General features: G+C 64.3%; 26 protein-coding genes and 2 pseudogenes. 14 read left to right on the top strand and 14 right to left on the bottom strand.

What is annotated here, in order from left to right; translation table 11 throughout:
* Positions 1-15: 15 nt before the first annotated feature.
* Positions 16-474 carry an SUF system Fe-S cluster assembly regulator gene (locus M0D43_RS18180; protein WP_003487759.1) on the bottom strand — a complete coding sequence of 153 codons (459 nt, stop codon included), beginning with the start codon at positions 472-474 and terminating at the stop codon, positions 16-18.
* Positions 475-645: 171 nt separating this feature from the next.
* On the opposite strand from M0D43_RS18180, the gene M0D43_RS18185 reads away from it, so the two are divergent.
* Entirely contained in the window at positions 646-1113 is a 468-nt protein-coding gene (locus M0D43_RS18185; protein ID WP_089112011.1) for an SET domain-containing protein, read from the top strand.
* Between the two features lie 102 nt (positions 1114-1215).
* Complete coding sequence (locus M0D43_RS18190; RefSeq protein ID WP_260807431.1) at positions 1216-1758, top strand: type 1 glutamine amidotransferase domain-containing protein; 543 nt, start codon at positions 1216-1218, stop codon at positions 1756-1758.
* Between the two features lie 116 nt (positions 1759-1874).
* On the opposite strand, the gene M0D43_RS18195 is transcribed toward M0D43_RS18190, so the two are convergent.
* The 8 genes from M0D43_RS18195 to M0D43_RS18230 form a co-directional block, all read right to left on the bottom strand.
* On the bottom strand, positions 1875-2471 hold the full coding sequence (locus tag M0D43_RS18195; protein WP_260807432.1) for a YceB family lipoprotein: 597 nt from the start codon (positions 2469-2471) through the stop codon (positions 1875-1877).
* A gap of 55 nt (positions 2472-2526) precedes the next feature.
* Positions 2527-3069: a hypothetical protein gene (locus tag M0D43_RS18200; protein WP_313905035.1), complete on the bottom strand. Its 543-nt coding sequence runs from the start codon at positions 3067-3069 to the stop codon at positions 2527-2529.
* Between the two features lie 55 nt (positions 3070-3124).
* The gene (locus M0D43_RS18205; protein ID WP_260807433.1) at positions 3125-3466 is read right to left on the bottom strand and encodes a DUF3861 family protein; all 342 of its coding nucleotides are present in this window, start codon (positions 3464-3466) and stop codon (positions 3125-3127) included.
* 57 nt (positions 3467-3523) lie between these two features.
* Entirely contained in the window at positions 3524-4165 is a 642-nt protein-coding gene (locus M0D43_RS18210; RefSeq protein ID WP_260807434.1) for a M23 family metallopeptidase, read from the bottom strand.
* Positions 4166-4270: 105 nt separating this feature from the next.
* On the bottom strand, positions 4271-4696 hold the full coding sequence (locus M0D43_RS18215) for an HU family DNA-binding protein (protein WP_101361623.1): 426 nt from the start codon (positions 4694-4696) through the stop codon (positions 4271-4273).
* Between the two features lie 140 nt (positions 4697-4836).
* Complete coding sequence (locus M0D43_RS18220; RefSeq protein WP_260807435.1) at positions 4837-5097, bottom strand: hypothetical protein; 261 nt, start codon at positions 5095-5097, stop codon at positions 4837-4839.
* A 145-nt stretch (positions 5098-5242) separates the two neighbouring features.
* The gene (gene proC, locus M0D43_RS18225; RefSeq protein ID WP_252162486.1) at positions 5243-6103 is read right to left on the bottom strand and encodes a pyrroline-5-carboxylate reductase; all 861 of its coding nucleotides are present in this window, start codon (positions 6101-6103) and stop codon (positions 5243-5245) included.
* 45 nt (positions 6104-6148) lie between these two features.
* Positions 6149-6841 (bottom strand): YggS family pyridoxal phosphate-dependent enzyme, encoded by a 693-nt coding sequence (locus tag M0D43_RS18230; RefSeq protein ID WP_252162487.1) that lies wholly within the window; start codon positions 6839-6841, stop codon positions 6149-6151.
* A 364-nt stretch (positions 6842-7205) separates the two neighbouring features.
* On the opposite strand from M0D43_RS18230, the gene M0D43_RS18235 reads away from it, so the two are divergent.
* The 3 genes from M0D43_RS18235 (at position 7206) to M0D43_RS18245 (ending at position 10482) form a co-directional block, all read left to right on the top strand.
* A complete protein-coding gene (locus M0D43_RS18235; RefSeq protein WP_003489919.1) occupies positions 7206-8243 on the top strand; it encodes a type IV pilus twitching motility protein PilT in 1038 nt (345 codons plus the stop codon).
* Positions 8244-8365: 122 nt separating this feature from the next.
* Complete coding sequence (locus M0D43_RS18240; RefSeq protein WP_101361619.1) at positions 8366-9496, top strand: PilT/PilU family type 4a pilus ATPase; 1131 nt, start codon at positions 8366-8368, stop codon at positions 9494-9496.
* 311 nt (positions 9497-9807) lie between these two features.
* Positions 9808-10482 carry a YitT family protein gene (locus M0D43_RS18245; protein WP_252165121.1) on the top strand — a complete coding sequence of 225 codons (675 nt, stop codon included), beginning with the start codon at positions 9808-9810 and terminating at the stop codon, positions 10480-10482.
* A gap of 288 nt (positions 10483-10770) precedes the next feature.
* On the opposite strand, the pseudogene M0D43_RS18250 reads toward M0D43_RS18245, so the two are convergent.
* The 3 genes and pseudogenes from M0D43_RS18250 to M0D43_RS18260 form a co-directional block, all read right to left on the bottom strand.
* Positions 10771-11081, bottom strand: a pseudogene (locus M0D43_RS18250) (DUF72 domain-containing protein); the annotation flags it as partial.
* A gap of 7 nt (positions 11082-11088) precedes the next feature.
* On the bottom strand, positions 11089-11661 hold the full coding sequence (locus M0D43_RS18255; protein WP_260807437.1) for a DNA-3-methyladenine glycosylase I: 573 nt from the start codon (positions 11659-11661) through the stop codon (positions 11089-11091).
* Entirely contained in the window at positions 11658-13502 is a 1845-nt protein-coding gene (locus M0D43_RS18260; RefSeq protein WP_252162489.1) for a DUF4153 domain-containing protein, read from the bottom strand. Before M0D43_RS18260 ends, M0D43_RS18255 begins: the two co-directional genes overlap by 4 nt.
* Before the next feature lie 75 nt (positions 13503-13577).
* Here M0D43_RS18260 and M0D43_RS18265 point away from each other — a divergent pair, with 75 nt between their 5' ends.
* From M0D43_RS18265 to M0D43_RS18285, 5 genes are all read left to right on the top strand, one after another.
* Entirely contained in the window at positions 13578-14144 is a 567-nt protein-coding gene (locus M0D43_RS18265) for a YqgE/AlgH family protein (protein ID WP_252162490.1), read from the top strand.
* Positions 14137-14604, top strand: a complete 468-nt coding sequence (gene ruvX, locus M0D43_RS18270) for a Holliday junction resolvase RuvX (protein WP_260807438.1) — start codon at positions 14137-14139, stop codon at positions 14602-14604. The genes M0D43_RS18265 and ruvX overlap by 8 nt, the downstream gene beginning before the upstream one ends.
* Before the next feature lie 15 nt (positions 14605-14619).
* Complete coding sequence (locus tag M0D43_RS18275; RefSeq protein ID WP_101361613.1) at positions 14620-15567, top strand: aspartate carbamoyltransferase catalytic subunit; 948 nt, start codon at positions 14620-14622, stop codon at positions 15565-15567.
* A 312-nt stretch (positions 15568-15879) separates the two neighbouring features.
* Positions 15880-16314: an OsmC family protein gene (locus tag M0D43_RS18280; RefSeq protein ID WP_252162493.1), complete on the top strand. Its 435-nt coding sequence runs from the start codon at positions 15880-15882 to the stop codon at positions 16312-16314.
* Positions 16315-16466: 152 nt separating this feature from the next.
* A complete protein-coding gene (locus M0D43_RS18285; RefSeq protein WP_101361611.1) occupies positions 16467-17066 on the top strand; it encodes a glycine zipper 2TM domain-containing protein in 600 nt (199 codons plus the stop codon).
* A gap of 273 nt (positions 17067-17339) precedes the next feature.
* Here M0D43_RS18285 and M0D43_RS18290 read toward each other — a convergent pair whose 3' ends face one another.
* Together M0D43_RS18290 and M0D43_RS18295 are read right to left on the bottom strand one after the other, a co-directional pair.
* The gene (locus M0D43_RS18290; protein WP_260807439.1) at positions 17340-18221 is read right to left on the bottom strand and encodes a PhzF family protein; all 882 of its coding nucleotides are present in this window, start codon (positions 18219-18221) and stop codon (positions 17340-17342) included.
* Between the two features lie 31 nt (positions 18222-18252).
* Positions 18253-19132, bottom strand: a pseudogene (locus tag M0D43_RS18295) (PhzF family phenazine biosynthesis protein).
* Positions 19133-19314: 182 nt separating this feature from the next.
* Between M0D43_RS18295 and M0D43_RS18300 the strand changes: the two are divergent.
* Genes M0D43_RS18300 through murD form a run of 4 tightly spaced genes read left to right on the top strand, consistent with a single transcriptional unit; the run spans position 19315 to position 25114 of the window.
* On the top strand, positions 19315-21924 hold the full coding sequence (locus tag M0D43_RS18300) for a bifunctional aspartate kinase/diaminopimelate decarboxylase (RefSeq protein ID WP_252162495.1): 2610 nt from the start codon (positions 19315-19317) through the stop codon (positions 21922-21924).
* Positions 21908-22366: a hypothetical protein gene (locus tag M0D43_RS18305; protein WP_252162496.1), complete on the top strand. Its 459-nt coding sequence runs from the start codon at positions 21908-21910 to the stop codon at positions 22364-22366. Before M0D43_RS18300 ends, M0D43_RS18305 begins: the two co-directional genes overlap by 17 nt.
* A complete protein-coding gene (murL, locus tag M0D43_RS18310; protein WP_252162497.1) occupies positions 22363-23718 on the top strand; it encodes a UDP-N-acetyl-alpha-D-muramoyl-L-alanyl-L-glutamate epimerase in 1356 nt (451 codons plus the stop codon). Before M0D43_RS18305 ends, murL begins: the two co-directional genes overlap by 4 nt.
* Entirely contained in the window at positions 23699-25114 is a 1416-nt protein-coding gene (gene murD, locus M0D43_RS18315; RefSeq protein ID WP_260807440.1) for a UDP-N-acetylmuramoyl-L-alanine--D-glutamate ligase, read from the top strand. The genes murL and murD overlap by 20 nt, the downstream gene beginning before the upstream one ends.
* Positions 25115-25148 lie beyond the last annotated feature (34 nt).

The raw sequence follows: 25148 nt of genomic DNA on the forward strand, positions 1-25148 counted from the left end.
TGGGCTGCCTACAGGTCAGGTGGTCGCGACGCGTGCGGCGATGGAGCGCCGACGGGTGTCGCCAGGGAGAGAGAGGGGCTGCAACATCTGCGCAAGCGTGACGCGACGCAAGGCGTCGCCGACCACGTCGTTGATCAGGCGCCAGTTCGAGCGCACGCCGCAGCGCTGCGCGATGCCGCACTGGCTGTGGTCCTGGCTGCATTCGGTGATCGCCAACGGGCCTTCCATTGCTTCGACGATCTCCACCAGCGTGATGTCGCTGGCGGCGCGTGCAAGCCTGTAGCCGCCGTGCACGCCGCGCAGCCCTTCAACCAGGCCTGCTTGCGACAGCGGCTTGAGAATCTTGCTGACGGTCGGCGCTTCCAGGCCGGCCTGTTCGGCCAACTCGCTTGCGCTGAGCACCTGATCGCAGCGTGCCGCCAGGACGGTCAGCACGACGGTGGCGTAGTCGGTGAGTTTGGTGACGCGCAACATGGGGCAGGCGAATCCGAAAGCGGACCGAAATTGTACTCTTTCCAGCAAGGCAGGGCCAATGGCGTGGTTCAGCCGCCGGCAAGCGTAGCCCGTTGCGGCAGGTGGTGCGCTCGTGCTTGGCGCATCGGCGCGCTGCGGTCACAATGAGCGGCCCCATCACCGGACCCTTACATGTCGCGCAAAGTTGCCGCCCGCAAGTCACGTATCCACGGCAATGGCATGTTCGCCCTCGCCCCGCTCCGTAAGGGCGAGCGCATCATTCAATACAAGGGGCGCCTGCGCACGCATGCCGAAGTGGATGCGGACGACACCGGCGACGTGGAGAGCGGGCATACCTTTCTGTTTACGCTCAGCGACGATTACGTGCTGGATGCCAACTACGAAGGCAATGTCGCGCGCTGGATCAACCACAGCTGCGATCCCAATTGCGAAGCGGTGATCGAAGAGGCCGAGGGCGACGACCGTCGCAAGGACAAGATCTTCATCGAGGCCAAGCGCGACATCAAGCCCGGCGAAGAGCTTACCTATAACTACGGCATCACTCTCGCCGAGCGTCATACGCCGCGCCTGAAGAAGATCTGGGAATGCCGTTGCGGTTCGAACAATTGCACCGGGACGATGCTGCAGCCCAAGCGCTGAGCGTGCAAAAGCACGTGGCGTACTGACGCCACGCACACATCGGTTCACGGATGCGCAACGGTGCGCTTCCTAGGGTTTGGCTTCTTTTACGAGGAGCCTCACATGTCTTATTCGCTCTCCGGCAAGACCGTCGCCGTACTGGCCACCGACGGCTTCGAGCAATCCGAACTGACCGAACCGAAGCGCCTGTTGGAATCCTGGGGCGCCAAAGTCGAGGTGATTGCACCAGGCGATAGCGCGACGATCCGCGCCTGGAAGCACACGGACTGGGGCGAGACGGTTGCCGTTGACCGGCAGCTAGGCCAGACCGAAGCCGAGGCCTATGACGCGCTCGTATTGCCCGGCGGCGTGCTCAATCCCGATACGCTGCGCACCGACGGCCAGGCCATCGCGTTCATTCGCGCATTTTCGGCCGCGCAAAAGCCGGTGGCTGCGATCTGCCATGGGCCGTGGTTGTTGCTCGAAAGCGCCTTGGTCCGCGACCGCGCTGTCACCTCGTGGCCGTCGGTCAAGACGGATCTGATCAATGCCGGCGCGCGCTGGCGCGATGCCGAAGTGGTGGTCGATGGTCATCTGATCACCAGCCGCAAGCCGGATGACATTCCTGCGTTCGCCGCTGCCGTGGCAACGGCCTTGTCGGCATAAGCCTGCGTAAGTCACGAGCGCGGGGTCGACACAAAAAATCCCGGCGCTGCTGCGCCGGGATTTTCGCCGTGCAGTCTTGTGCAGCAGTCGCCATAGACGCTGGAAACGAAGCGGACTTACTTCCCAGACAGCGCGGCCGCCGGCACCATTTGCTCGATGTTCTGATTGAAGTTGACGGCAACCCGCCCGTTCTGGATACCGACCGATTCCACCTGCACTGCCCCCATGACCGAAGCAATTGCCGGATCGATCCGGTAGATCGGCTCCTTGCGCGCGTAATCGGCTAGCCAGGTATTGAGCAGCTGGCGGGTTCTGTGGTCGAGCTTTGCCCCAGCATGAGCGGGACGGAAGTCGTCAATGCTGGGTTGGTCGAGATAGAAGCCTTGCTTGGCCACGTCGTAGCGCAGTGCGCTGGTCAAGGTGACATTGCCGACCGGGGCAGGAGCGCCGCCCGCGGTTGCGACGGCAAGATCGAATGCCATCTTGAGCCGGTCGCCCGGCGGCAGCGACAGCGCCGGGTTGCTGACCGTCATTGCGATCAGGCCGCCGAGCGTGTCGTGCGTCTGCGGAAAGCGACCGCCCAGATACTGCTGCAGGTCGCTGGCCTGCACGCTGATCTGTTTTCCCTGGATCTGCGGCGCCGCCCAGGCGCTGGTCACGGGCATTGCCAAGGCGAGGGCGAGCATGGATCCGGCGAGCGAGCGCAGTTTCATCGGGTGACTCCGGCAACAGGTGACATCACATTAGTCGGCGCCGGTGAACCACGGGTTAGCGCAGCACCGGTTGCAGCGTGGCCGAATAGATTTCCCAGCTATCGCTGCCGGCGCGGGGTTGCAACCGGTATGCGCCAACCAGGCGCTGCGTGCCGGTGGTGGTACGCACGATCAATTGCACCCGCACTTCGATGCGCTGTGGCGGCTGCGCCTGATCCAGCGCAATGGGTGGGTCGTTGTTGACGCGCATCGACTGGATATCGCCGATGGCACGCAAGGCAGCGTCGTCAGGTACCGGCGAGGGGTGACCACCGGTCCATAGCGCATCGGCGTCTGCGCGCGCCGCTCCGGGCAACGCGCCGAGGTAGCGCTGGACTGTCGCGCTTGCTTGGGCGTAGTTGGCTAGCGCGATGGCATCGTTGGGATCAGTCGCAGGCGTCGGTGACCCCGGTGCGTCGCCGGCATTGCCGTCTTTGACCGGGTGCGCTGTGCTCGCAGCTTGCGTCGCCGACGCGTCGTTTGCTTGCGGATCCGCGCTGCGATGACAGCTGCAACCAGAGAATGCGGCTGCGACAACGATCATTCCCAACCAGCGCATGGCACGTCCCCTTCCCCGAGGCGCGCAGTGTAGCGGTTACGCGGCGATGCGGTCTTCAGGCGCCGGTGGCGGGCTGAACGCGCTGCAGGCGTTCCAACAGCAGCTGCAGCCTGGGACGCAGCGCGTCCAGTGCATCGCTGGGCTGCGCGCGTGGACGGGCCGCCAGGTTTTCCAGCAATTGCGAACCCACGGTCAGTGCCGCGCATTCATCGCTGCTCAGGTCGCGGCGCAGGTGTAGCTCTTCGAGCAACCGCATCCAATCGGCGCGCGAGCGCTGTTCGAATTCGATGGTGCAGCGGTCGTCACAAGGGCGGCCGTCGTTTTCGATCGGCGTGACCGTGATGCGATAGCGTTTGCGGGACATATGGGTCGCGTCGTTCTGGGCTGTGCTCACCATAGGCGTAGGACGCAGCCGTCTCGATAGCGCGGGCCATGACGCAGTGTTCCAGCGTATTCAATTTGCCGGCTGTGGTGCCGGTTTGCGCAGGAGCGGCAGTGGATCGTACGCACCGTTGCGTCCATAGACACCATAATGCAGGTGCGGCGGCGTGCCGCGCGCGTTGCCAGTGGTGCCGACGATGCCGAGCGGTGTGCCGGGCTCGACCACATCGCCTACTGCAAGGCCGGCAGCCCAATCATCCAGGTGCGCGTAGTAATGCCGTTCCATCGCCGGACCCAGGATCCAGACCTGTTTTCCGCCCAGGCCCTGGTCGCGGATGGCGCTGACCACGCCGCGGGTTGCCGCCACCACGGGTGTACCGCGTGGCGCGAAGATATCCACGCCTGCATGGGTACGGTCGCGGCCACGGGGTGCGCCAAAGGTGTTGGCAATCTGTCGCGCACGCACGCCTTGCACCGGGAGATGCAACTGCGCAGGCGGCGGCATCTGCGACAGCTCCCAACGGGTACGGAGCTGATGGGCGATCGGCAGCTGCCAGGCCCAGCGCGCGGCCACCGCCAGAGCGCACAGCAGCGCAACCGTGACCACGACGCTGCGCAGCCGACGCGCGGGGCTGCGTGTGGCGGCTGGGCGTGGTGACGATGGCGCGGTGTTCGACGGACCGGTCACAGGCACCTGCAGATGGCGAACCAGCATGCAGGGTAGGGCAGTGTCGATGAGCGGTGTGTGCTGCACACGGCGCAGCGACCAAAAAAAAAGACGGCCCGCAGGCCGTCTTCATGACACCGGATGCGAGCTCGATTAGAGCGCGGCGTCCTTCAACCTCTTCATCATGCGGGACTTGAGCTTGGTGGTCGCCGGCTTGGCGGCGAAGATCTGCTCTTCCTTGGTGAACGGGTTGATGCCCTTACGCTTCGGCTTGGCCGGCACGTGCACGGTGGTCAGCTTGAGCATGCCCGGGATGGTGAAAGTGCCGGCGCCCTTCTTGCTCAGCGAGGCATGTGCGGTGGCTTCCAGCGACGCCAGCACGGCGCGCACGTCCTTCGGAGCCAGCTGGGTGGTTTCGGCAATGTGCGCGACCAGGCCGGTCTTGCTCAGTGCTTCCTTGATCGGCTTGGGCGCAGCGGACTTGGCAGCGGCTGCCTTGGCCGGCTTTGCGGTCTTGGTCGCGGCGACCTTTTTCACTGCCTTTTTGGGGGCAGCCTTCTTAGCGGCGGTTTTTGCCATGAGTGATGTGTTCCGTATTCGTTGGTGGTGATGGGTCTGCCGACCCAGTCGGCAACGCGAAATGTAGGGCAAGTACTGCGCGCCGCCAATAGGCAAACGATGAAACAACACGAAAAAAGCGTCTTTCGACGGGGATTCGTTCACCAGCGGGAGAAAAAGCGCACAAAACGCATCGCTTTGACCGCGCCCTGCGCGAGTTCGCTGCGTGTCTGACGCACAGCAGCAGATCGTTTGCGCGAGGAAAGGCCATAACGCACATGCATGGTGATGGTGCGAACCGCCGATGCGGACGGCCGTTTAGCGCTGCGGGTAAGAGGGCGTACACCGGCGAAGCGACTGACATCGATTGCAAGCGCCGGCGTGCACTCCACCACCAGAAATGTAGGGGTTTCCGGCGCCATGCAGCGTTTCTACATCTATTGCCCTGTATCGACCTTGTGCGCTGGTGCGGTGGCGGTGCCAGGTCGTCGTATCGTTTCGTCTTGCAGTGCGCGCCATGCCGATCAGGCGCGCGGTGAGGCACATGCAGGTCTTGCGGCGCCTCACTTAATCATTGGCAGCCGACAAACTGCGGCCGCGTTCGGTAGCTGCGGCAATTGCTTTGACGGTAAGCGCTTCGAAGCCGCCGGCCTGGAATGTCTCGATAGCGGCATGCGTGGTGCCATTGGGCGAGGTCACGCGGCGGCGCAGGACATCCGGTGCTTCGCCCGATTCGGTGAGCATGCGTGCGGCGCCGAGCAGCGTTTGCAGCACCAGGGTGCGCGCGGTTTCGGCGGGCAGCCCCTGCGCTTGCGCGGCAGCTTCCATTGCTTCGGCCAGCAGAAAGACATAGGCCGGTCCGCTGCCGGAGACCGCGGTCACCGCATCCATCTGTGCTTCGTCGTCGATCCACACGGTGACCCCGGCGCTATCCAGCAGCCGGGTTGCCTGCCGGCGTTGCGCGTCGGAGACGCGTGCGTTGGCATACAGCCCGGTGACGCCGGCACCGAGCAGGGCGGGCGTGTTGGGCATGGCGCGAACTACTGCGATATCGCCGCCCGACCAGCGCTGCAACTGCGTGGCGGTGATACCAGCAGCGATGGAGACCAGTAGCGGTTGTTGTGCCTGCGCTAGATCAGCCAGCTGCGCACAGACGGTTGGCAAGACCTGCGGCTTGACCGCCAAGACCCAGGTCGCCGCAGCGTCGACTGCGGTGCGTGCATCTTCAACGACCTGCACGCCGAAGTCGCGCGCCAACGCCTCGCGCAACTCGGCCACCGGTTCGGCCACACGGATGCTGGCAGCGGGCATACCTTGCCGGATCAGCCCGGCAATCAGGCTGCGCGCCATGTTGCCACCGCCGACGAAGGCGATGAGCGCGGCGCCGGAAGACGAGGAAGAAGACGTGGACGCGACAGGCGTGGTCATTGCAGCACCTTCAATAAGAGATCGATGTGGATGGGCCAGATGCGATCAGGCGGAGGCAGCCGGCGCCTGATCGCGCGCGCCGAACAAGGCCGTGCCCACGCGCACCATGGTGGCGCCGGCCGCGATCGCGTCGGCGAAATCCGAGCTCATGCCCATCGACAAGGTGTCCACCTGCCGGTAACCGGCCTTGAGTTGCTCGAACAGCGCCTGCATACGCGTAAACGCGGCCTGGCGTCGTGCCTGATCGGGAAACGGGGCAGGGATCGCCATGAGCCCGCGTAGCTGCAAGCGCGGCTGCAGTACGATCGCCTCGGCCAGGCTGTCGATCGCCTCTGGCGCGCACCCGTGCTTGCTGTGCTCGTCGTCGATGTTGACCTGGATCAGCACATTCAACGGCGCGCGGTCGTCCGGGCGGTGGCGTGCCAGCAGCGGAATCAATTTGGCGCGGTCGACCGTCTGCACCCAATCGAAGCACTGGCTGGCCAATTCGGCCTTATTGGATTGCAGGTGGCCGATCAAATGCCATTCCAGCCCCAGCGCACGCAATTCGGCGATCTTGGCGTCGGCTTCCTGAACGTAGTTTTCGCCGAAGGCGTGCTGGCCCTGCGCGGCCAGCGCGGCAACAGCCTCCGCCGGCTTGGTCTTGGACACCGCCAGCAGCCGCACGTCGGTACGTGCATGTGCGGCTGCGGCGGCGTGGATGGCGTCGAGAATCTGCTGCAGCGACGAGGCTGGCACGTGGCATTCCGGAGAGGGACGGGAGGGCTATAGTGCCGCCCGCCGACGCTTCCTTCCAGTTAGCGGCGTGCCGGGCGCCTGCACTGATGCGCCGGCCCCGCGCTGACATATAAGTCGTGCTGGACGCGCGGCTGGCGGAAAACCCCATTCCGACCAGCGCCGCCGATTCGACGCGGACCTGCGGCAACGCAGACCGGCACGCCCTGTCGAGCGCCACGCCTGTGCCAGGCGCAAAGCAACCGTTTCAGCCAGGCTCGCCGCAGCCGGCCTGAAACGGGCCCAGGCCGCTTCCCGCCAGCAGCCAGAACGCTATACTGCCCGCCGGGGAGTACCTTCCAATCGCAGCCTAGGGGAAAAGCAGCGCATGGATATCGCTGAACTATTGGCGTTTTCTGTCAAGAACAAGGCATCGGACCTGCACCTGTCTGCAGGGCTGCCGCCGATGATCCGTGTCGATGGCGATGTCCGTCGCATCAATATTCCGGCGTTGGACCATAAACAGGTGCATGCGCTGGTGTACGACATCATGTCGGACAAGCAGCGGCGCGATTACGAAGAATTCCTCGAGGTCGACTTCTCGTTCGAGATTCCCTCGCTGGCGCGCTTCCGCGTCAATGCGTTCAACCAGAACCGTGGCGCCGGTGCGGTGTTCCGCACCATTCCCTCCGAAGTGCTGACGCTGGAAGACCTGGGCTGCCCGCCGATCTTCCGCCAGTTGATCGACCAGCCGCAGGGCCTGATCCTGGTGACCGGCCCGACCGGTTCCGGCAAGTCGACCACGCTGGCCGGCATGATCGACTACATCAACAAGAACGAATACGGCCACATCCTCACCGTCGAGGACCCGATCGAATTCGTGCACACCTCGCAGAAGTGCCTGATCAACCAGCGCGAAGTGCACCGCGATACGCACGGCTTCAACGAAGCGCTGCGCTCGGCCTTGCGCGAAGACCCGGACATCATCCTGGTCGGCGAGTTGCGCGACCTGGAAACCATCCGCCTGGCGCTCACCGCTGCGGAAACCGGCCACTTGGTGTTCGGCACCCTGCACACCAGCTCGGCGGCCAAGACCATCGACCGCATCATCGACGTGTTCCCGGCCGGCGAAAAGCCGATGGTGCGCTCGATGTTGTCCGAATCCCTGCGCGCGGTGATTTCGCAGGCATTGCTCAAGAAAGTGGGCGGCGGACGTACCGCAGCCTGGGAAATCATGGTCGGCACTCCGGCGATCCGCAACCTGATCCGCGAGGACAAGGTGGCGCAGATGTATTCGTCGATCCAGACCGGCCAGCAATACGGCATGCAGACGCTGGACCAGCATCTGCAGGATCTGGTCAAGCGCAGCCTGATCACGCGCAACCAGGCCCGTGAATACGCCAAGGACAAGCGGATATTTGAGTGATTCGGGAATAGGGAGTCGGGAATGGGGAATCGCAAGAGCGCGTTCCCGTTAGCGATTCCATTGCCCGGCTTCCCCAATTCCCGATTCTCGATTCCCCATTTCCGGCTCCGAAGGAGCACGCCATGAGCACCATCGATTTCACCTCCTTCCTCAAGCTGATGGCGCATCAGAAGGCGTCGGACCTGTTCATCACCTCGGGGATGCCGCCGGCGATCAAGGTCAATGGCAAGATCAGCCCGATCACCCAGAGCCCGCTGACTGCGCAGCAGAGCCGCGATCTGGTGTTGAACGTGATGACGCCCTCGCAGCGCGAGGAATTCGAAAAGACCCACGAGTGCAACTTCGCCATCGGCGTGTCCGGAGTCGGACGTTTTCGTGTGAGCTGTTTTTACCAGCGCAATCAGGTGGGCATGGTGCTGCGCCGGATCGAAACGCGCATCCCCACCGTGGACGAGCTGAGCCTGCCGCCGGTGATCAAGACGCTGGCGATGACCAAGCGCGGCATCATCATCTTCGTTGGCGCCACCGGTACCGGTAAGTCGACCTCGCTGGCAGCGATGATCGGTTACCGCAACCAGAATTCCACTGGCCACATCATCACCATCGAAGATCCGATCGAATTCGTGCACAAGCACGAGGGCTGCATCATCACCCAGCGCGAAGTCGGCATCGATACCGACAGCTGGGAAAATGCGCTGAAAAACACCCTGCGCCAGGCGCCGGACGTGATCATGATCGGCGAGGTGCGTACCCGCGAGGGCATGGACCACGCGATTGCCTTCGCTGAAACCGGCCACTTGGTGTTGTGCACGCTGCACGCCAACAACGCCAACCAAGCGATGGACCGCATCATCAACTTCTTCCCCGAAGATCGTCGTAACCAGCTGTTGATGGATCTGTCGCTCAATCTCAAGGGCGTGGTGGCGCAGCAGCTGATTCCGACGCCGGATGGCCGTAGCCGCCGCGTGGCGATGGAAATCATGTTGGGCACGCCGCTGGTGCAGGACTACATCCGCGACGGCGAGATCCACAAGCTCAAGGAGATCATGAAGGAGTCCACCAACCTGGGCATGCGCACCTTCGATCAAAGCCTGTTCGAGCTCTACCAGGCCGGCGAAATCAGCTACGAAGACGCGCTGCGTTACGCCGACTCGCAGAACGAGGTGCGCCTGCGCATCAAACTGTCGCAAGGCGGCGATGCCAAAACCTTGGCGCAGGGCCTGGATGGTGTGGAAATTTCCGAGGTTCGATAAGAGCGTCGGCAAGCACGCCTGGGCGCGCCTAGGCAAAGAACCAATCCTGCGTGCTATGGGACCGGGGCTGCCGGTGCAACGCGGAGTCGGCCACCCACTGGCGCGATCGACTCCGCCATCGAGCTAAATGCTGGCTGCGTCGCTGAGACGGCGCAGCGCGGCCGCTGACTGAAGCCTGGCTGGGCTGCGCATCGGCGCGCTGCGGTTTCAGATGTAACCGCGCCAGCCGATAGTATCTAATATCCGCACCCCACTGCAGTTCCCCATCCGTGAGCCTTCCCGATTCCGATCTCCGTCCGGAGCAAGAGCCGTTGCCCGACGACGGCGCCGTGGTGACATCCGGCCCGTTAACGCCGCCGCCGGATTCGGCTGGTACTGCCGCCGACGACGATGCCTTCCATCATTCGGTTGCAGAGGATGTGCAAGGCATGGTGTTAGCGACCCTGGTCGCATCGCTTGGTCTGGCCATCTTTGCCAAGGGCGGGCTGATGATCGGCGGCATGGCGGGCGTGGCCTTCCTGCTGCACTACGCGCTGCACTGGAATTTCGGCCTGGTGTTCGTGCTGGTCAATCTGCCGTTCTACTGGCTGAGCGTGCGCCGCATGGGCTGGGAATTCACCTTGAAGACCTTTGTGGCGGTGGGTGCCTGCGGGGCGCTCACCGACCTGCTGCCGCGCTGGGCCGAGTACGCGCACGTCGAGACGCTGTTTTCGGCGATCGTTGGCGGTGCGCTGGCGGGGCTGGGCATCCTGTTCTTCATTCGTCACCGCGGCAGCCTGGGCGGCATCGGCATCCTGGCGGTGTATCTGCAGCGCGAGCGCGGCTGGAGCGCCGGCAAGGTGCAGATGAGTTTCGACGCGATGCTGATGGCGGTCGCTTTTTTCGTGTTGACGCCGGACAAGGTGCTGTATTCGGCCATCGGCGCGTTGATGCTGAGTCTGGTACTGATGTTCAATCACCGCCCGCATCGTTATATGGGCCTGTAACGTCTGCCGACGATCACTCGCGTGGCGCGTCCAAGAACCGTTGGCAACAGGTAGCGGGTCGTCGTCAGGTGGGCGTGGATGCCGCGCAGGAACCTGAGCATGCGAGTGGTGCATGCCGCTGCGGGCATCGCCCGCGTGCGCCTGGGGGGCGCAGTCGTTTTGTTCGCTGTTCTAAGAGCCTTCGCGGCGGGTAATCGGTAGGCAACTTCAGCCGTTGCATGAACCCGCGCGCATCGCACGGCGCATGTACCTGCATGTCGTTGTCGAAGTAGCAGTGCGCATCACGCAGGCGAAGAAGCTGGCCAGCGCCTGTTCGCAATCACCCAGGCGCTTCATATGGGTGATGAGGCGCCGGCCTTTGACAGAGAATATGAACGCGTCCGGCGTTTTGTCATGCCAGCGCTGGACGCTTTCCGGACGCCACAGCGAATAAAACGAGCCATTGATTTCCACACGGGGAAAGCAGCCTGCGGCGTACTCGGGCTCGCGCCGCTGGGCCAGACCGGCCGGATAAAACGTGCCGCGCCAGCGCCGGTAACGCCAGCCGGAAATACCGATGCCAATCGCCATGTCGCGTGCATTTCGCGTGTGACGTGCAAGAGGTGTCTAGCCGCGCTGGAGCGTACGCGTTTTCGCGGGTTGTTGCGCCTGCATCCACGGCGGCGCCAGTGCCTGGATGCGCGAAAACACCGGGCAGTCGGCGTGATGTGCGCCGGGCAGATAGCCCAGGCTCATCAGGAACTCGCCGGTGATTTCGCCGCCGGTGAAACGGAAGGTCTTCTTGAACAGCTTGATCCAGGCCGGTTTGTCGAGCGGATGGTGAGCGTCCAGCCACTGCGCGAAGCTGCCGTACGTGGCGCGCAAGCGCTGGATGACTTGTGCGTTGTGGATTGCCGCCAGCACCTTGAGGCGATTGCGGATGATGCCGGCATCGCCCATCAATCTGGCGATGTCGGCGTCGCCGTACGCTGCGACGGTGTCCACATCGAAGCCGTCATAGGCCTGCTGGAAATTGACGCGCTTGCGCAGGATGGTTTCCCAGCTCAGTCCAGCCTGGTTGATTTCCAGCACCAGTCGCTCGAACAGTTCGCGCTCGTCGCGCTGTGGAAAGCCGTATTCGTGATCGTGGTAGTGGCCATGGATCGGATGGCCCGGGGCGGTGGTGCAATAGCCACTCATGGTCGAGTCTCCGGCCGGAGACCTTCTTCGCTGGGTCTGATGTGGATACGTCGGTCTCCCGGTAGTGCCAGATCTGGCCAGCGATTGGGCCGCGTTTGGATCTGACCGTTGCGCAGTGCTTGGCTCACTTCGCTCATGGCCTCGCCGTCGAGGGAGTAAAGCTGTGCCGTGCCGGCCTGATACCACCCATCTCGGTTGCGTGTCTGCAGCTCGCAGGCGACTGCGTATTCGCCATCGAGACTGCACAGCAGCACATCGAGCTGGCCGTCGCCATCGAGATCGTTGCTGCTGACCACGCAATTGCTGTTGCCCTGCGTGCAAGACCCGGCGAGCATCTGGGACCTCACCAGGTACTGCCACCAGTCCTCCGGCGGCGCTGCCTGGCCGGCAGCCACGGTCACATGCTGGCGGATTTGGGTCAGGTCGGTCAGCTGTCTGTCCTGGTGATCTTCTACGGGTTCAGTGCTGCTCCAGCGACTGGTACGTGCCAATAGCTGCTCCAGCTTCAACTTGCGCGCAGTGCTGCCAGTAAAGGCGGGGTTCTCGCGCAGCGACTGCACGGCCTGATATCCGCGCCTACCGTTGTCGAAACGCAAAAACGCCAGATTCTGGTCTGCGGCGTCGGACGCGGCGTTGGCCACGCGGTGTATCTGGCTGTTCACCGTGATCCGATAGGGGTCCAGCAGCGGGCTGTTGACCAGCACCGCCAGGGCGATCACCACCCAGGACAGCACGACGTTGCCGTTGGCCAAATGCGGCAGCCAACGATCGGCACGTGGCCGCAGCACCGCGAACGCGTAGGCCATGGCGTACGCCAGCGCCAGCATGGCCAGCAGCGCAGCGCAGAGGCGTTGGCCGGTCCAGCCATGTTGCGCAATGCGCAGGATTACCGCATGACCCGCCAGCGCCGCATGCAACGGAAGACTGAGCAAGCCGGCTTCGACCAGTCGCCGCAGCCAGCGTGGATACGGGGGCGGCACGCTGCCATCCTGGTACACGGCATTGGTGAACAGCACCAGCCCGAACACCCAGCTCATCAGGATCGCTGCTGCCGAGCGGGTTTGCCATAGCGCCTGCAGGCCGGTGAACGGCAGCACCAGCAGAAACAGCAGCGCAATGCCCGCCAACAGCGGTAGCAGCCCGGTACATAGGGAAAACAGGATCTGGCGCATCACCTGCACCGCACGATGCTGGGTACGCCCGATCAGGACGCCTAGCCCGGTAATGACGCCGGTCGCCAGGTAGATAAAGGCCTGTTCGCGGAACAGATCGCGAAAGACCTGAATCTTGACAAGCGCGAACAGGCTGGCCCACAGCCCCAGCACCATCCAGCACACGCAGACGAACAGCAGCGCCAGCGCCAGGGTCAACGCGTTCTGCCAGGCATGTTCGAACAGGTCGCGGTAGCCTGCGCGCCAATGGCCACGCAGTTGACGATGCTGTAGCCAGGGCAGGGCGACGAACCATCCGACCGCCACGGTAAAACCGAACGACCAAAGAACCGGGGGCAGATTCAGGTCCGGCGCGCCTGTGGCCGTCCATGCAGCCCAACTGCCCAAGGCCGTGAACACCAGCGTACTCGCGGCCACGTGCTGCCACAGTCGCCAATTGCGCAGATCCTGCGCGCTCAGCAGCGCGATGCCGGGAATTGTCATGACCAGCGTGTACCAGCAGATTCGCGCGCCCAGTTCGGTAAAGGGCCACACGCCATGTTGCTGGCCCAAGGCCGCCAGATACAGCAGACCGCCCTGTAACAGCGCGACCAGCACGATGAAGGCGCGGGTCTTGCGGGGCAGTGGTGCATCAAGGGGCGGGGATGTGGTTCCTGATGTCGGCGGCATCGTCGTTCCATGGCGTGTCACGCCGAGTATGGCATTGACTCTGCGCGCGGCAGAGCGAACGGCTAGAATGCGGCCATGTCTGTTTTGCCTACGCCTCTGGCCAACCAACTGCTGATTGCGCTTCCCGCGCTGTCCGATCCCACCTTTTCGCGCAGCGTCGCGCTGATCTGTCAGCACGACGAGAACGGCGCCATGGGCGTGCTGGTCAACCGGCCCTCCGAATACACCTTGGGCGAAGTCCTGTCGCAGATGGGCATCGAGACCGACGATGAGCCGTTGCGCGAGCAGATCGTGCTCAGCGGCGGGCCGGTGCACCCAGAGCGCGGCTTTGTCATCCATGACGATGCGCGCGAATGGGATTCCAGCCTGGAAGTGGGGCAGGGCGTGTTCCTGACCACCTCGCGCGACATTCTCGAGGCCATGGCGGCCGGCAACGGCCCGCGCAATACGCTGGTAGCGCTGGGCTGTGCCGGTTGGGGTGCAGGCCAGCTGGAATTCGAACTGGGCGAAAACAGCTGGCTCACCGCGCCGTCGGACGCCAATGTGCTGTTCGCCACCGCGCTGGAAGATCGCTGGCAGACCGCTGCCGGGCGTATCGGCGTGGACTTGTTCCGGCTCACGGATTATTCCGGGCATGCCTGAGGCGGGCGCGATCCGCCCCGATGGCGCGGTGCTGGGCTTCGATGTGGGGTCGCGCCGGATCGGCGTCGCTGTCGGCACCGCGCTCGGTGCCGGCGCGCGTGCGGTGGCCGTCATCCATGTGCATGCCAGCGGCCCCGACTGGGTTGCGCTAGACCGTGTGCACAAGGAATGGCGCCCCGGCGGCCTAGTGGTCGGCGACCCGCTGACGCTGGACGACAAAGACCAACCAGCACGCAAGCGTGCGCACGCCTTCGCCCGCCAACTGCGCGAGCGCTACGCGCTGCCGGTCGTCCTGATCGATGAGCGCTCCAGCTCGGTAGAGGCTGCGCAGCGTTTCGCGCGCGAGCGCGCCCATGGGCGTAAACGCCGCCGCGATGCCGAAGCGCTCGACGCGATGGCCGCTGCGGTGATCGTCGAACGCTGGTTGGCCGCGCCCGACCAAGCCACTCTTCTTCCCTGACACTCCCGACCTGCGATGACCACCATGCAACTCGATTCGGACGGACGCCTGCGCCATCTGCTCACCCTGGAAGGACTGCCGCGTACCACGCTCCTGCAATTGCTTGACCGCGCCGGCCAGATCCGCGACGCGGCGGTGGGGCGCGTGGGCAAGCGCAGCGTGCTGGCGGGCACCGCGGTGTGCACGCTGTTCTTCGAACCCTCTACGCGCACGCGCAGTTCCTTCCATCTGGCGGCGCAGCGACTGGGCGCGGACGTACTCAATTTCGATGCCTCCACCTCATCCACCCGCAAGGGCGAAACCGCGCGCGACACGCTGAAGAATCTCGAAGCGATGGGCGTGCGCGGCTTCGTGGTGCGCCACCCCGACGACGGCGCGGTGGAAGCGCTGGCCGCGGCCGCGGGCGAGGGCACCGCCTTGATCAATGCGGGCGACGGGCGTAGCGCGCATCCCACCCAGGGCCTGCTCGACATGCTCACCCTGCGCCAGGCCAAAGGCACCGATTTTTCCAAGCTCAAGGTCGTCATCGTCGGCGACGTCAAACACTCGCGCGTAGCGCGCTCGGACCTGCATGCCCTGCGCACGCTGGGCGCCGGCGAAATCCGCGTCTGCGGCCCGGCGAGCCTGCTGCCCGATGACGGCATGCTCGACGGCTGCGTGGTCGGCCAGGATTTCGATGCCATGCTCGAGGGCGCCGATGCGCTGATGATGCTGCGCCTGCAGCGCGAGCGCATGGAAGAAGGCCTGGTGCCGTCCCTGGAGCAATATCACACCGAATATGGTCTGACCCGCGAGCGTCTTGCGCGCGCCGGCCGCGATGCCGCAGTGCTGCACCCGGGCCCGATCAACCGCGGTGTGGAAATCACCGATGAAGTGGCCGATGGCGCGCAATCTTGCGTGTTGCGGCAGGTCGCCAACGGCGTCGCCGTGCGCATGGCGGTGCTGGAAACCTTGCTGGGCTAAAAGCGGCTGGGCATTAGGGGTGTTAGCCGCTCCAAAAGCGGCAACGCGACCGCGCACCCAACGCGCGGTCGCCTTTGATCTATGAAGCGTTGATTGCGAAGAGACAGCAGCTTCTTGCCGAACGCGTACCTTGGTCCGCTGCGCGGTCGCGTTTGTTGCGCAACTCAGTCAGTGCGAACCAGTAGTCGCAGGCTGTCGGATGCACCTGGCGATCTGCTCTTGCGATTCCTCATTCCCCATTGCCGATTCCAGCACCACCGGCTAACACCCACTCACCTATCGTGACGGCTTCTTTCAGCGCAGGAGATCGCAATGGGTATTTCACGTTACGCCACCGCTCACTGGGAAGGCGACCTCAAGACTGGCAAGGGTAAGCTCAGCACGCCGCAGAGCGGCTTGATGGACGACACCCGTTATGCCTTCAGCAGCCGCTTCGGCGATGAGAAGGGCACCAATCCGGAAGAGCTCATCGCCGCCGCGCATGCCGGCTGTTTCACCATGGCGTTGTCTGCGCAGTTGACTGAGGCTGGTTTTCCGCCGACCTCGTTGGATACGCGCGCCGATGTGGATTTGTCGATGGAAGGCGGCCCGCAGTTGTCGCAGATCCGTCTTACGCTCAAGGCCGTCGTGCCGGGCATCGACGAAGCCACGTTCCGTGAGTTGGCCGATGCCGCCAAGAAAAATTGCCCGGTGTCCAAGGCGCTGAGCGCTGTGCCGATCAGCCTGGAAACCGAGTTTTCCAGCTGAGGCCGACACCGCTGCAACGCGCCGGTACACGCGCACGGCGCGCGCAGCTGGCGGCAACCTGAATAGGGCTTTTTGAGACCGGTTTGGTTCAGGGCGGTTTCACTGGCACAGGCCGAGCATCGGCAGCGTGTCCTCCCTATGAAGCTGCCGCAATGAAAACTCTCGTGCTTGGTGCTCTGGTGATGGGTCTGGTCGTGGCGGGTAACGCCACGGCACAGCGCTATGACAGCGGCTACAGCAATTACGGCCGCAGCGGCTACGAGGATGGTCGTTACGAATATGCGCGCGTCGTGCGCGTGGATCCGATCATCGTTGCCGATTCGTACAACGAACGCACCAGCGAACGTTGCTACGACCGTCCTGCCGACGGTTACTACACCAGCAACGGCGGCTACTACCGCGACGGCGGCTACGGCCAGTCCGGTGTGTCCAATCGCGGTGTCGCCAGTGTCATCGGCGGTATCGCGGGCGCAGTGCTGGGCAGCCAGGTCGGCGGCGGTAACGGTCGTCTGGTGGGTACCGCCGTGGGCACCATGGCGGGTGTCGCAGCGGGCCGTTCTATCTATGAAGCCAACAACCGGACTTACCAGGGAAACGTCAGGGTCTGCGAACCGGTGTCGTACCGCCGCGAACGCGACCGCGTGGATGGCTATGACGTGACCTACGAATACGCTGGCCGGACGTATCACACGCATAGCGATTACAACCCGGGCGACCGCATCCGGGTGCGCGTCGACGTGCGCCCTGACTGATCAATTGCTGAGGCACTGGTACCGCTAGTTGATTGCGGCATCGGGTTGAACAAGAACGCTGCGGGCAACCGCAGCGTTCTTGTTTTTGAGGCAATGATTGCGGCTGCAGTGGTGCGCTGTGGTAGCGCCTAGAGGCTTTGATCGAAGCGATGCACTGTGCTGCACCGCACGCGTCTGACCATTGGCGCACCGGTCATGACCGGTCATCGAGCAGCACTGGTAGGCAATGTGTGGCTCTGTCTTGAATCCCGCGCGGCAATCTTGTTACCCGCTCTACGCCCAATCCAGCGTGCCGCGAATCACCGTCTGGACCTGGCCGCCCGACCATACGTCGCCGTCGGCATCGATATGCAGTTCCAGCAGGGCGTCGAAGCCAATTTCGCGGCCCTGGCTCACCACATAGCGGCGATCGGTGCCGGGCAACGCGTGACGGCTGTCCAGCCATGCGGCGAGCACCGCATTGGCCGCGCCCGATGCCGCATCTTCGAAGCGCCGACCATTGCCGACGAAGGCGCGCACCGCCAGATCGTAAGCGCCCGGTACGGCGGCGCGGGCATAGGCAAATACCCCCATGCTGCCGGTGGATTCGGCCAATGCAGCGATCGCGTCCCAGTCCGGTTGCATGCCGCGCAGCGTGGCTTCGCTGCCCAGTTCCACCACCCACCACGTGCGGCCGCCGTCCATCAGCGCAGGCGGCAACGTGCCCAACGGCCAACCATGCAACGCATCGCGCAGGCGCGTGTCGTCGGCGTGCACCTGCTCGGCAACGCGCGCGCGCGGCGTGCGGATTGCGATGCTGCGGTGACCGTTGCGCTGCTCCACACGCAGCGGTAACTGACCGGCGATGCCATCCTGCACCAACACGCCATCGACCGGTGCAGCCAAGCCAGCTTCAAGTACGGCATGGGCGGTGCCCACACTGGGATGGCCGGCAAACGGCACCTCTTTTTGCGGCGAAAACATACGCAGCCGGTAGCTGCCGTGCGCGTTTTCGGACGGGAACACGAAGGTGGTTTCCGGCAGTTTGGTCCAGCGCGCGATGGCCTGCATCGCCGCATCGTCCAGACCCTGGGCATCCAGCACCACGGCCAACGGATTGCCGCTGCCGGGGCGGGCGGAAAACACATCCAGTTGCAGGAAGCGGCGAGTGGTCATGGGCGTCGATCTGCAGGAAGGGCGCGACAGCTTACCAATCGATGCGGCCATCGATCACCTGCAGCGTCGTTCCGCCGATCCAAACTTCGCCATGCTCGTCCACCTCGATATGGACGCGGCCATCGCGGCCGACCTCGCGGCCCTGACTGGCGACATAGCGCGATTGCGTCCCGGGCAGGCGGCCTTCGCCATGCAGGCGGGCGGCAATGCAGGCATTGGCGCTGCCAGTGACAGGGTCTTCGGGAATGCCATCGCCGGGGCAGAAGGCGCGAACCACGAGGTCTGCTTGGCCGTCGTGCAGGGGCGCGTAGATCGCCAGCCCGGTGGCGGCGCTGGCCTGGGTCAGGCGGGCAATGGCGGCAAGGTCCGGGGTTGCCTGCCGTACCGCCTGCGCGTCGGCCAATTCCAGCAACCACCAGTTCGGGCCGTTGTTCCAGAGCGCAGCCGGCTGTAGACCCACGCGCAGTTCGGCGCAGGCCGCATGCAATGCGTCGGCGTATGTATCACCTGTGTCGATGGCGCGTGCGCGCGGCGCGCGTAGCCGCACCAATCAAGGCGCCGTGCCGGTCGAACACCTCTACCGGCAGCACGCCGGCCGCGCATTGCTGGCGAAGCTGGCCGTCGGGTTTGTAGGCGGTCACGCCGTGGGTCACCGCTGCCCACGCCGCGCCGACGCTGGGATGTCCGGCAAACGGCAGCTCGGCGCGTGGAGTGAAGATGCGGATGTGGTAATCGGCATCGGGCACGCTGACCGGCAGGAAGAAGACCGTCTCCGACAGGTTCAGCCACGCGGCAATCTGCTGCATCTGCTCGGACGCCAACGTCTCTGCCTGGAAGACCACGCCCAGCGGGTTGCCGCTGCCGGCCTGGCCGGCGAAAACATCCAGTTGCAGATAACGGTGCTTGCTCATGGCGGCTAAATCTCGTCGAAAGAGGGGGCGCCGATGGTTGCAGTGCAAACCGACGCGGCAGTGGACGTGGCGACCCGCGCGCTGTGATCGCACGCGGGGTCATGCGAGCGGCATTGGCAGTAGAATCGGAAGTTCCGCTCGGCGTACCGGGCATCTTTCTCCCATCCTAAACACCTATCTCAATGTCAGCTCCCCACTCTACCGATCGTTGGATCGTCCTCAAGTTCGGCGGCACCTCGGTGTCGCGTCGTCATCGCTGGGACACGATTGGAAAACTGGCGAGCAAACGGGCGAGCGAAACCGGCGGTCGCGTGCTGGTGGTGGTGTCCGCATTGTCGGGCGTGACCAACGAGCTCACCGCCATTGCCGATGGCGCTGCCGACAGCGCACAGCGCGTGGCAGCACTGGAACAACGCCATCGTGAGTTTTTGGCCGAGCTCGAGCTGGACGCCGATGCGGTGCTGGGCGAGCGGCTGGCCGCACTGCACGCGTTGCTTGGCGACGTGCGCGCTGCAGCGCGCACGCTGGATTGGCAGGCCGAGGTGTTGGGGCAGGGCGAGTTGCTGTCGTCCACCATCGGTGCGGCGTATCTGCATGCCAGCGGCCTGGACATGGGCTGGCTGGATGCGCGCCAGTGGTTGTCGGCGTTGCCGCCGCAGCCCAATCAGAGCGAATGGTCCAGGCGCTTGTCGGTGTCGTGCCAATGGCAGTCCGACGCTGATTGGCGCGCGCGTTTCGCTACGCAGCCCACGCGCTTGTTGATCACCCAGGGCTTCATTTCGCGGCACGCCGACGGCGGCACCGCGATTCTGGGCCGCGGCGGTTCGGACACCTCGGCGGCGTACTTCGGCGCGTTGCTCGGCGCCAGCCGGGTGGAAATCTGGACCGACGTGCCCGGCATGTTCAGCGCCAACCCGAAAGAAGTGCCGGACGCGCGCCTGCTGACCCGGCTGGACTATTACGAAGCGCAGGAGATCGCCACCACCGGCGCCAAGGTGCTGCATCCGCGGTCGATCAAACCGTGCCGCGATTCCGGCGTGCCGATGGCGATCCTGGATACCGAGCGCCCCGATCTGCCGGGCACCAGCATCGACGGCAATGCCGAGCCGGTGTTGGGCGTCAAGGCGATCAGCCGCCGCAACGGCATCGTGCTGGTGTCCATGGAAGGCATCGGCATGTGGCAGCAGGTCGGCTTCCTGGCAGACGTGTTCACACTGTTCAAGAAGCATGGGCTGTCGGTGGATTTGATCGGCTCGGCCGAGACCAACGTCACCGTGTCGCTGGATCCTTCGGAAAATCTGGTCAACACCGATGTGCTGGCGGCGTTGTCGGCGGATCTGTCGCAGATCTGCAAGGTCAAGATCATTGTTCCGTGCGCAGCCATCACCTTGGTCGGGCGCGGCATGCGCTCGCTGCTGCACAAGCTCTCCGACGTGTGGGCCACGTTCGGGCAGGAACGCGTGCACATGATTTCGCAGTCGTCCAACGACTTGAACCTGACCTTCGTCATCGACGAATCCGATGCAGACGGCTTGCTGCCGATCTTGCACGCGGAACTGATCGACAGCGGTGCGATGCCAGTCAGCGAAGGCGATGTATTCGGCCCGCGCTGGCGCGAGATCATCGGCTCGGTGCGTCCGCGACCCACGCCGTGGTGGCATGCCGAGCGCGCGCATCTATTGTCGCTGTCCAAGGCCGGTACGCCGCGCTACGCGTACCACCTGCCCACCGTGCGTGCGCGTGCGCATGCGCTGGCGCAGATTGCCGCTGTGGATCAGCGTTATTACGCGATCAAGGCCAACGCGCATCCGGCCATTTTGATGGCGCTGGAGCAGGCTGGCTTCGGGCTGGAATGCGTCTCGCATGGTGAATTGCGCCGCGTGTTCGATACCTTGCCGGAGCTGTCGCCGCGGCGCGTGTTGTTCACCCCGAGTTTCGCGCCGAAGGCCGAGTACGAAGCCGGATTCGCGCTCGGTGTGACCGTCACCGTGGACAACGTCGAAGCGTTGCGGCGCTGGCCGGAGGTATTCCGCGGCCGCAACGTGTGGCTGCGTATCGACCTGGGGCACGGCGACGGCCATCACGAGAAGGTCAACACCGGTGGCAAGGCTTCCAAGTTCGGGCTGTCGTCTACGCGCGTGGATGAGTTCGTTGAAGTGGCGCGCACGTTGGAGGTCACCATCACCGGCGTGCATGCGCACCTGGGCAGTGGCGTGGAGACTGGCGAGCATTGGCGGATGATGTACGACGAACTGGCTGGCTTTGCGCGCCGCATCGGCACAGTGGAGACCATCGATATCGGTGGCGGCTTGCCGATTCCGTACAGCGCCGAAGACGAGCCGTTCGATCTGGATGTGTGGGCCAAGGGCCTGGCCGAGGTCAAGGCCGTGCATCCGGGCTACCGCCTGGCGATCGAGCCGGGTCGCTATCTGGTGGCCGAAGCCGGCGTGCTGCTGGCCAGCGTCACCCAGGTGATCGAAAAGGATGGCGTACAGCGTGTGGGCCTGGATGCGGGCATGAACACGTTGATTCGCCCAGCGTTGTACGACGCCTGGCACGACATCGAAAATCTCAGCCAGCTCGACGCGCCGGCCGATGGCACGTTCGATATCGTTGGGCCGATCTGTGAATCGTCGGATGTGTTCGGCAAGCGCCGCAGCCTGCCTGCGGCCACCGCGCCGGGCGATGTGGTGCTGGTGGCCGATACCGGCGCGTACGGCTATTCGATGGCCAGTACCTACAACCAACGCGAGTTGCCGCGCGAAGAGGTGATCGATGCGCCCGCTGGCTGAGTTCGTTTTACTCAGCACGCTGGCCGGTGGCGTGGCGATGGTGTTCTCCACCGCCATCGACATCGCCGGGCAACCGATGCCGTGGACCGACAGCCTGAAGTGGGTGCTGCCCGCGTTGGTTGCTGCCGGCATCGGCGCATGGAGCGCAGCGTTCTGGCAGCGTCGGCGCGCCGGACGCGCGTCAGCGCAGCGTGCCGGTGGCATGGCCTTGTGTACGGTGGTGTTGAGTGCGCTTGGTTATTTGCCGGCCTTGCTGCTGTATCTGCTGGTCGCGTTGGCAGTCACCGGCGATGCGAAGGTGATTCGCTCGGACGTGATGCTGCTGTTGTTCGTGATCGGTTGCCTGCCACTGCTGTGGGCGGCGGTGCCGTTTTCCATGATTGAATATGTCCTGTGCCGGCGTTATCTGCGTCGCGTACGTGTTCCTGCAGGTAGTCCATGAGCGCTTTCGACAAACACCAGATTTCCACCTTCCGTTTCGTGCGTTGCGCACTCGACGCGCAGACCGGCGTGGCGACGCTGGTGTATGCTGTCGATCAAGGGCCGGAACTGGTCGAGACCGTTGCGGTGCCGGGTGCACCGTTTGCGCTGGGCGGCGCGAATGCCACCGCCGTGCAGCAGGCGTTGCAGCTGCTGCATCTGATCGCAGGCGTGAGTTATTTCAAGGCAGCGGTGCCGCCGAACATCGCCATCGATAGTTACAGCATCGATGCCGAGACTGCCGCATTGGTGGAAAGCGTGTACCTGCACGGCCTGGGCGAATTTGCGTACCGCAATGGCTTGAATCTGCACGGCAAGATCCGCTTTCCGGTAGCTGGGCAGTCCTTTGCCGCTGCGCCGGCTTTGGGGCTGCGCGAGCATGCGCTGGTGGCAATCGGTGGTGGCAAGGATTCCTTGGTCAGTATCGAGGCCCTGCGCCAGGCCGGCGTGGAGCAGACCGTCAGCTGGATCGGTGGCTCGCAACTGATCCGTGCCTGCGCCGAGCGCACCGGTCTGCCGGTGCTCAACATCGGCCGCGTGCTGGCGCCGGAATTGTTCGAGCTCAATCGCCAGGGCGCCTGGAACGGCCATATCCCGGTCACCGCGGTGAACTCGGCCATTCTGGTGCTGGCAGCGCTGCTTAACGGCGTGGACCAGGTGGTGTTCTCCAACGAACGTTCGGCCAGTTATGGCAGCCAGATTCCTGGCACCGGCGAGGTCAATCACCAGTGGTCCAAGGGCTGGGCATTCGAGCAAGCGTTCGGCGATTACGTGCAACGGCATGTAGCGGCGGATCTGCGTTATTACTCGTTGCTGCGGCCGCTGTCCGAATTGGCCGTGGCACGGCAATTCGCCAAGACCGATCACTACGACGCGCATTTTTCCAGCTGTAATCGCAACTTCCACATCATGGGCGAGCGCCCGGTGCATCGCTGGTGCGGCGTGTGCCCAAAGTGTCATTTCGTGTTTCTGGCGCTGGCACCCTTCATGCCCAAGACACGGCTGGTCAACATCTTCGGGCGCAATCTGCTCGACGATGCGACGCAGGCAGGCGGCTACGATGCGCTGCTGGAATTCCAGGATCACAAGCCGTTCGAATGCGTGGGCGAAGGCCGCGAATCGCGCGCGGCAATGGCAGTGCTGGCCAACCGCGCCGAATGGAAGGAGGACGCATTGGTGAAGCGCTTCATCCGCGATATCCAGCCGCAGCTCGACCCGAATGACCTGCAGGTCGAGGCGCTCATGGCCATCGATGGCGAGCACCGGATTCCGTCGACGCTGTGGGAGCGCGTGCGTGCGAATTTCGCAGCTTGAAGGCAAGGCGGTTGCGTTGTGGGGCTGGGGACGCGAAGGACGCGCGGCGTATCGCGTCCTGCGCGCGCAGCTGCCCACCCAATCGCTGACAGTGTTCTGCAACGCTGAAGAGGCGCGCGAACTCGAATCGCTTGCAGACGCAGCCTTGCACGTGGAACCCGATGCCAGCGCGCAGGCGTTGGGGCGGTTTGAGATCGTGGTGAAGTCGCCCGGCATCAGCCCGTATCGCGCCGAGGCACTGGCCGCCGCCGCGCAGGGCACGCAATTCATTGGCGGCACCGCGCTGTGGTTTGCCGAACACGCGCAGCCGGACGGCAGTGTGCCCGGTGTCATCTGCATTACCGGCACCAAGGGCAAGAGCACCACCACGGCACTGCTGGCGCATGTGCTGCGCGCGGCCGGGCATCGCACCGCATTGGTCGGCAATATCGGTCAGCCCTTGCTGGAAGTGCTGGCACCGCAGCCGCCACCGGCGTATTGGGCAATCGAGTTGTCCAGCTATCAAACCGGTGATGTCGGACGCAGCGGCGCGCGCCCCGAGCTGGCGCTGGTGCTGAATCTATTTCCCGAGCATCTGGACTGGCACGGCGATGAGGCGCGCTATGTGCGCGACAAGCTGTCGCTGGTAACCGAAGGCCGGCCGCGGCTCGCCTTGCTCAACGCTGCCGATCCGCTTCTTGCCAGTTTGCAGCTGCCCGACAGCCAGGTGCTGTGGTTCAACCATCCCGAGGGCTGGCACTTGCGTGGCGATGTGGTCTATCGCGGCGAACAAGCCATTTTCGATACCGCCGAGGTGCCGCTGCCGGGCGAGCACAACCGTCGCAATCTTTGCGCGGTGCTCGCGGCAGTGGAAGCGCTTGGCCTGGATGCGGCAGCGCTGGCGCCGGCGGCCTTGAGCTTTCGTCCGTTGCCGAACCGGCTGCAGTTGCTCGGCAGCGTGGACGGCATCCATTACGTCAACGACTCCATCAGCACCACGCCGCATGCCTCGCTGGCCGCGCTGGCGTGCTTCTCCCAGCGGCGTGTCGCATTGTTGGTGGGTGGACATGACCGCGGGTTGGATTGGCAGGATTTTGCCCAGCACATGGCGCAGCAGGCGCCGCTGGAAATCGTCACCATGGGCGCCAATGGCCCGCGCATCCATGCGCTACTGGCGCCGCTGGCCGAGGCGGGGCGCTTCGGTTTGCATGCCGCCAACGATCTGGAACACGCCATGCAGCTGGCGCGCGATGCGCTGGGCGAGCACGGTGGTGTGGTGCTGCTCTCGCCGGGGGCACCCAGTTTCGGCGCCTACAGCGACTACGTTGCACGCGGCCGGCACTTTGCGCAGCTGGCAGGGTTCGATCCGGCGGCGATCAGCGCGATCCCCGGCTTAGGCCTGCACTCAGGCAACTGACAAACCGACTTCGCTCACCGCCAGAAGTGCGGCG

It is taken from the genome of Xanthomonas prunicola (genome assembly GCF_025266575.1).
Lineage (GTDB): Bacteria > Pseudomonadota > Gammaproteobacteria > Xanthomonadales > Xanthomonadaceae > Xanthomonas > Xanthomonas prunicola.

What these genes read in the sequence shown, in the direction of transcription:
- M0D43_RS18180 (WP_003487759.1), bottom strand. Translation starts at nt 474, where the DNA reads ATGTTGCGCGTCACCAAACTCACCGACTACGCCACCGTCGTGCTGACC.
- M0D43_RS18185 (WP_089112011.1), top strand. Translation starts at nt 646, where the DNA reads ATGTCGCGCAAAGTTGCCGCCCGCAAGTCACGTATCCACGGCAATGGC.
- M0D43_RS18190 (WP_260807431.1), top strand. Translation starts at nt 1,216, where the DNA reads ATGTCTTATTCGCTCTCCGGCAAGACCGTCGCCGTACTGGCCACCGAC.
- M0D43_RS18195 (WP_260807432.1), bottom strand. Translation starts at nt 2,471, where the DNA reads ATGAAACTGCGCTCGCTCGCCGGATCCATGCTCGCCCTCGCCTTGGCA.
- M0D43_RS18200 (WP_313905035.1), bottom strand. Translation starts at nt 3,069, where the DNA reads ATGCGCTGGTTGGGAATGATCGTTGTCGCAGCCGCATTCTCTGGTTGC.
- M0D43_RS18205 (WP_260807433.1), bottom strand. Translation starts at nt 3,466, where the DNA reads ATGGTGAGCACAGCCCAGAACGACGCGACCCATATGTCCCGCAAACGC.
- M0D43_RS18210 (WP_260807434.1), bottom strand. Translation starts at nt 4,165, where the DNA reads ATGCTGGTTCGCCATCTGCAGGTGCCTGTGACCGGTCCGTCGAACACC.
- M0D43_RS18215 (WP_101361623.1), bottom strand. Translation starts at nt 4,696, where the DNA reads ATGGCAAAAACCGCCGCTAAGAAGGCTGCCCCCAAAAAGGCAGTGAAA.
- M0D43_RS18220 (WP_260807435.1), bottom strand. Translation starts at nt 5,097, where the DNA reads ATGGCGCCGGAAACCCCTACATTTCTGGTGGTGGAGTGCACGCCGGCG.
- proC (WP_252162486.1), bottom strand. Translation starts at nt 6,103, where the DNA reads ATGACCACGCCTGTCGCGTCCACGTCTTCTTCCTCGTCTTCCGGCGCC.
- M0D43_RS18235 (WP_003489919.1), top strand. Translation starts at nt 7,206, where the DNA reads ATGGATATCGCTGAACTATTGGCGTTTTCTGTCAAGAACAAGGCATCG.
- M0D43_RS18240 (WP_101361619.1), top strand. Translation starts at nt 8,366, where the DNA reads ATGAGCACCATCGATTTCACCTCCTTCCTCAAGCTGATGGCGCATCAG.
- M0D43_RS18255 (WP_260807437.1), bottom strand. Translation starts at nt 11,661, where the DNA reads ATGAGTGGCTATTGCACCACCGCCCCGGGCCATCCGATCCATGGCCAC.
- M0D43_RS18260 (WP_252162489.1), bottom strand. Translation starts at nt 13,502, where the DNA reads ATGCCGCCGACATCAGGAACCACATCCCCGCCCCTTGATGCACCACTG.
- M0D43_RS18265 (WP_252162490.1), top strand. Translation starts at nt 13,578, where the DNA reads ATGTCTGTTTTGCCTACGCCTCTGGCCAACCAACTGCTGATTGCGCTT.
- ruvX (WP_260807438.1), top strand. Translation starts at nt 14,137, where the DNA reads ATGCCTGAGGCGGGCGCGATCCGCCCCGATGGCGCGGTGCTGGGCTTC.
- M0D43_RS18275 (WP_101361613.1), top strand. Translation starts at nt 14,620, where the DNA reads ATGACCACCATGCAACTCGATTCGGACGGACGCCTGCGCCATCTGCTC.
- M0D43_RS18280 (WP_252162493.1), top strand. Translation starts at nt 15,880, where the DNA reads ATGGGTATTTCACGTTACGCCACCGCTCACTGGGAAGGCGACCTCAAG.
- M0D43_RS18285 (WP_101361611.1), top strand. Translation starts at nt 16,467, where the DNA reads ATGAAAACTCTCGTGCTTGGTGCTCTGGTGATGGGTCTGGTCGTGGCG.
- M0D43_RS18290 (WP_260807439.1), bottom strand. Translation starts at nt 18,221, where the DNA reads ATGACCACTCGCCGCTTCCTGCAACTGGATGTGTTTTCCGCCCGCCCC.
- M0D43_RS18300 (WP_252162495.1), top strand. Translation starts at nt 19,315, where the DNA reads ATGTCAGCTCCCCACTCTACCGATCGTTGGATCGTCCTCAAGTTCGGC.
- M0D43_RS18305 (WP_252162496.1), top strand. Translation starts at nt 21,908, where the DNA reads ATGCGCCCGCTGGCTGAGTTCGTTTTACTCAGCACGCTGGCCGGTGGC.
- murL (WP_252162497.1), top strand. Translation starts at nt 22,363, where the DNA reads ATGAGCGCTTTCGACAAACACCAGATTTCCACCTTCCGTTTCGTGCGT.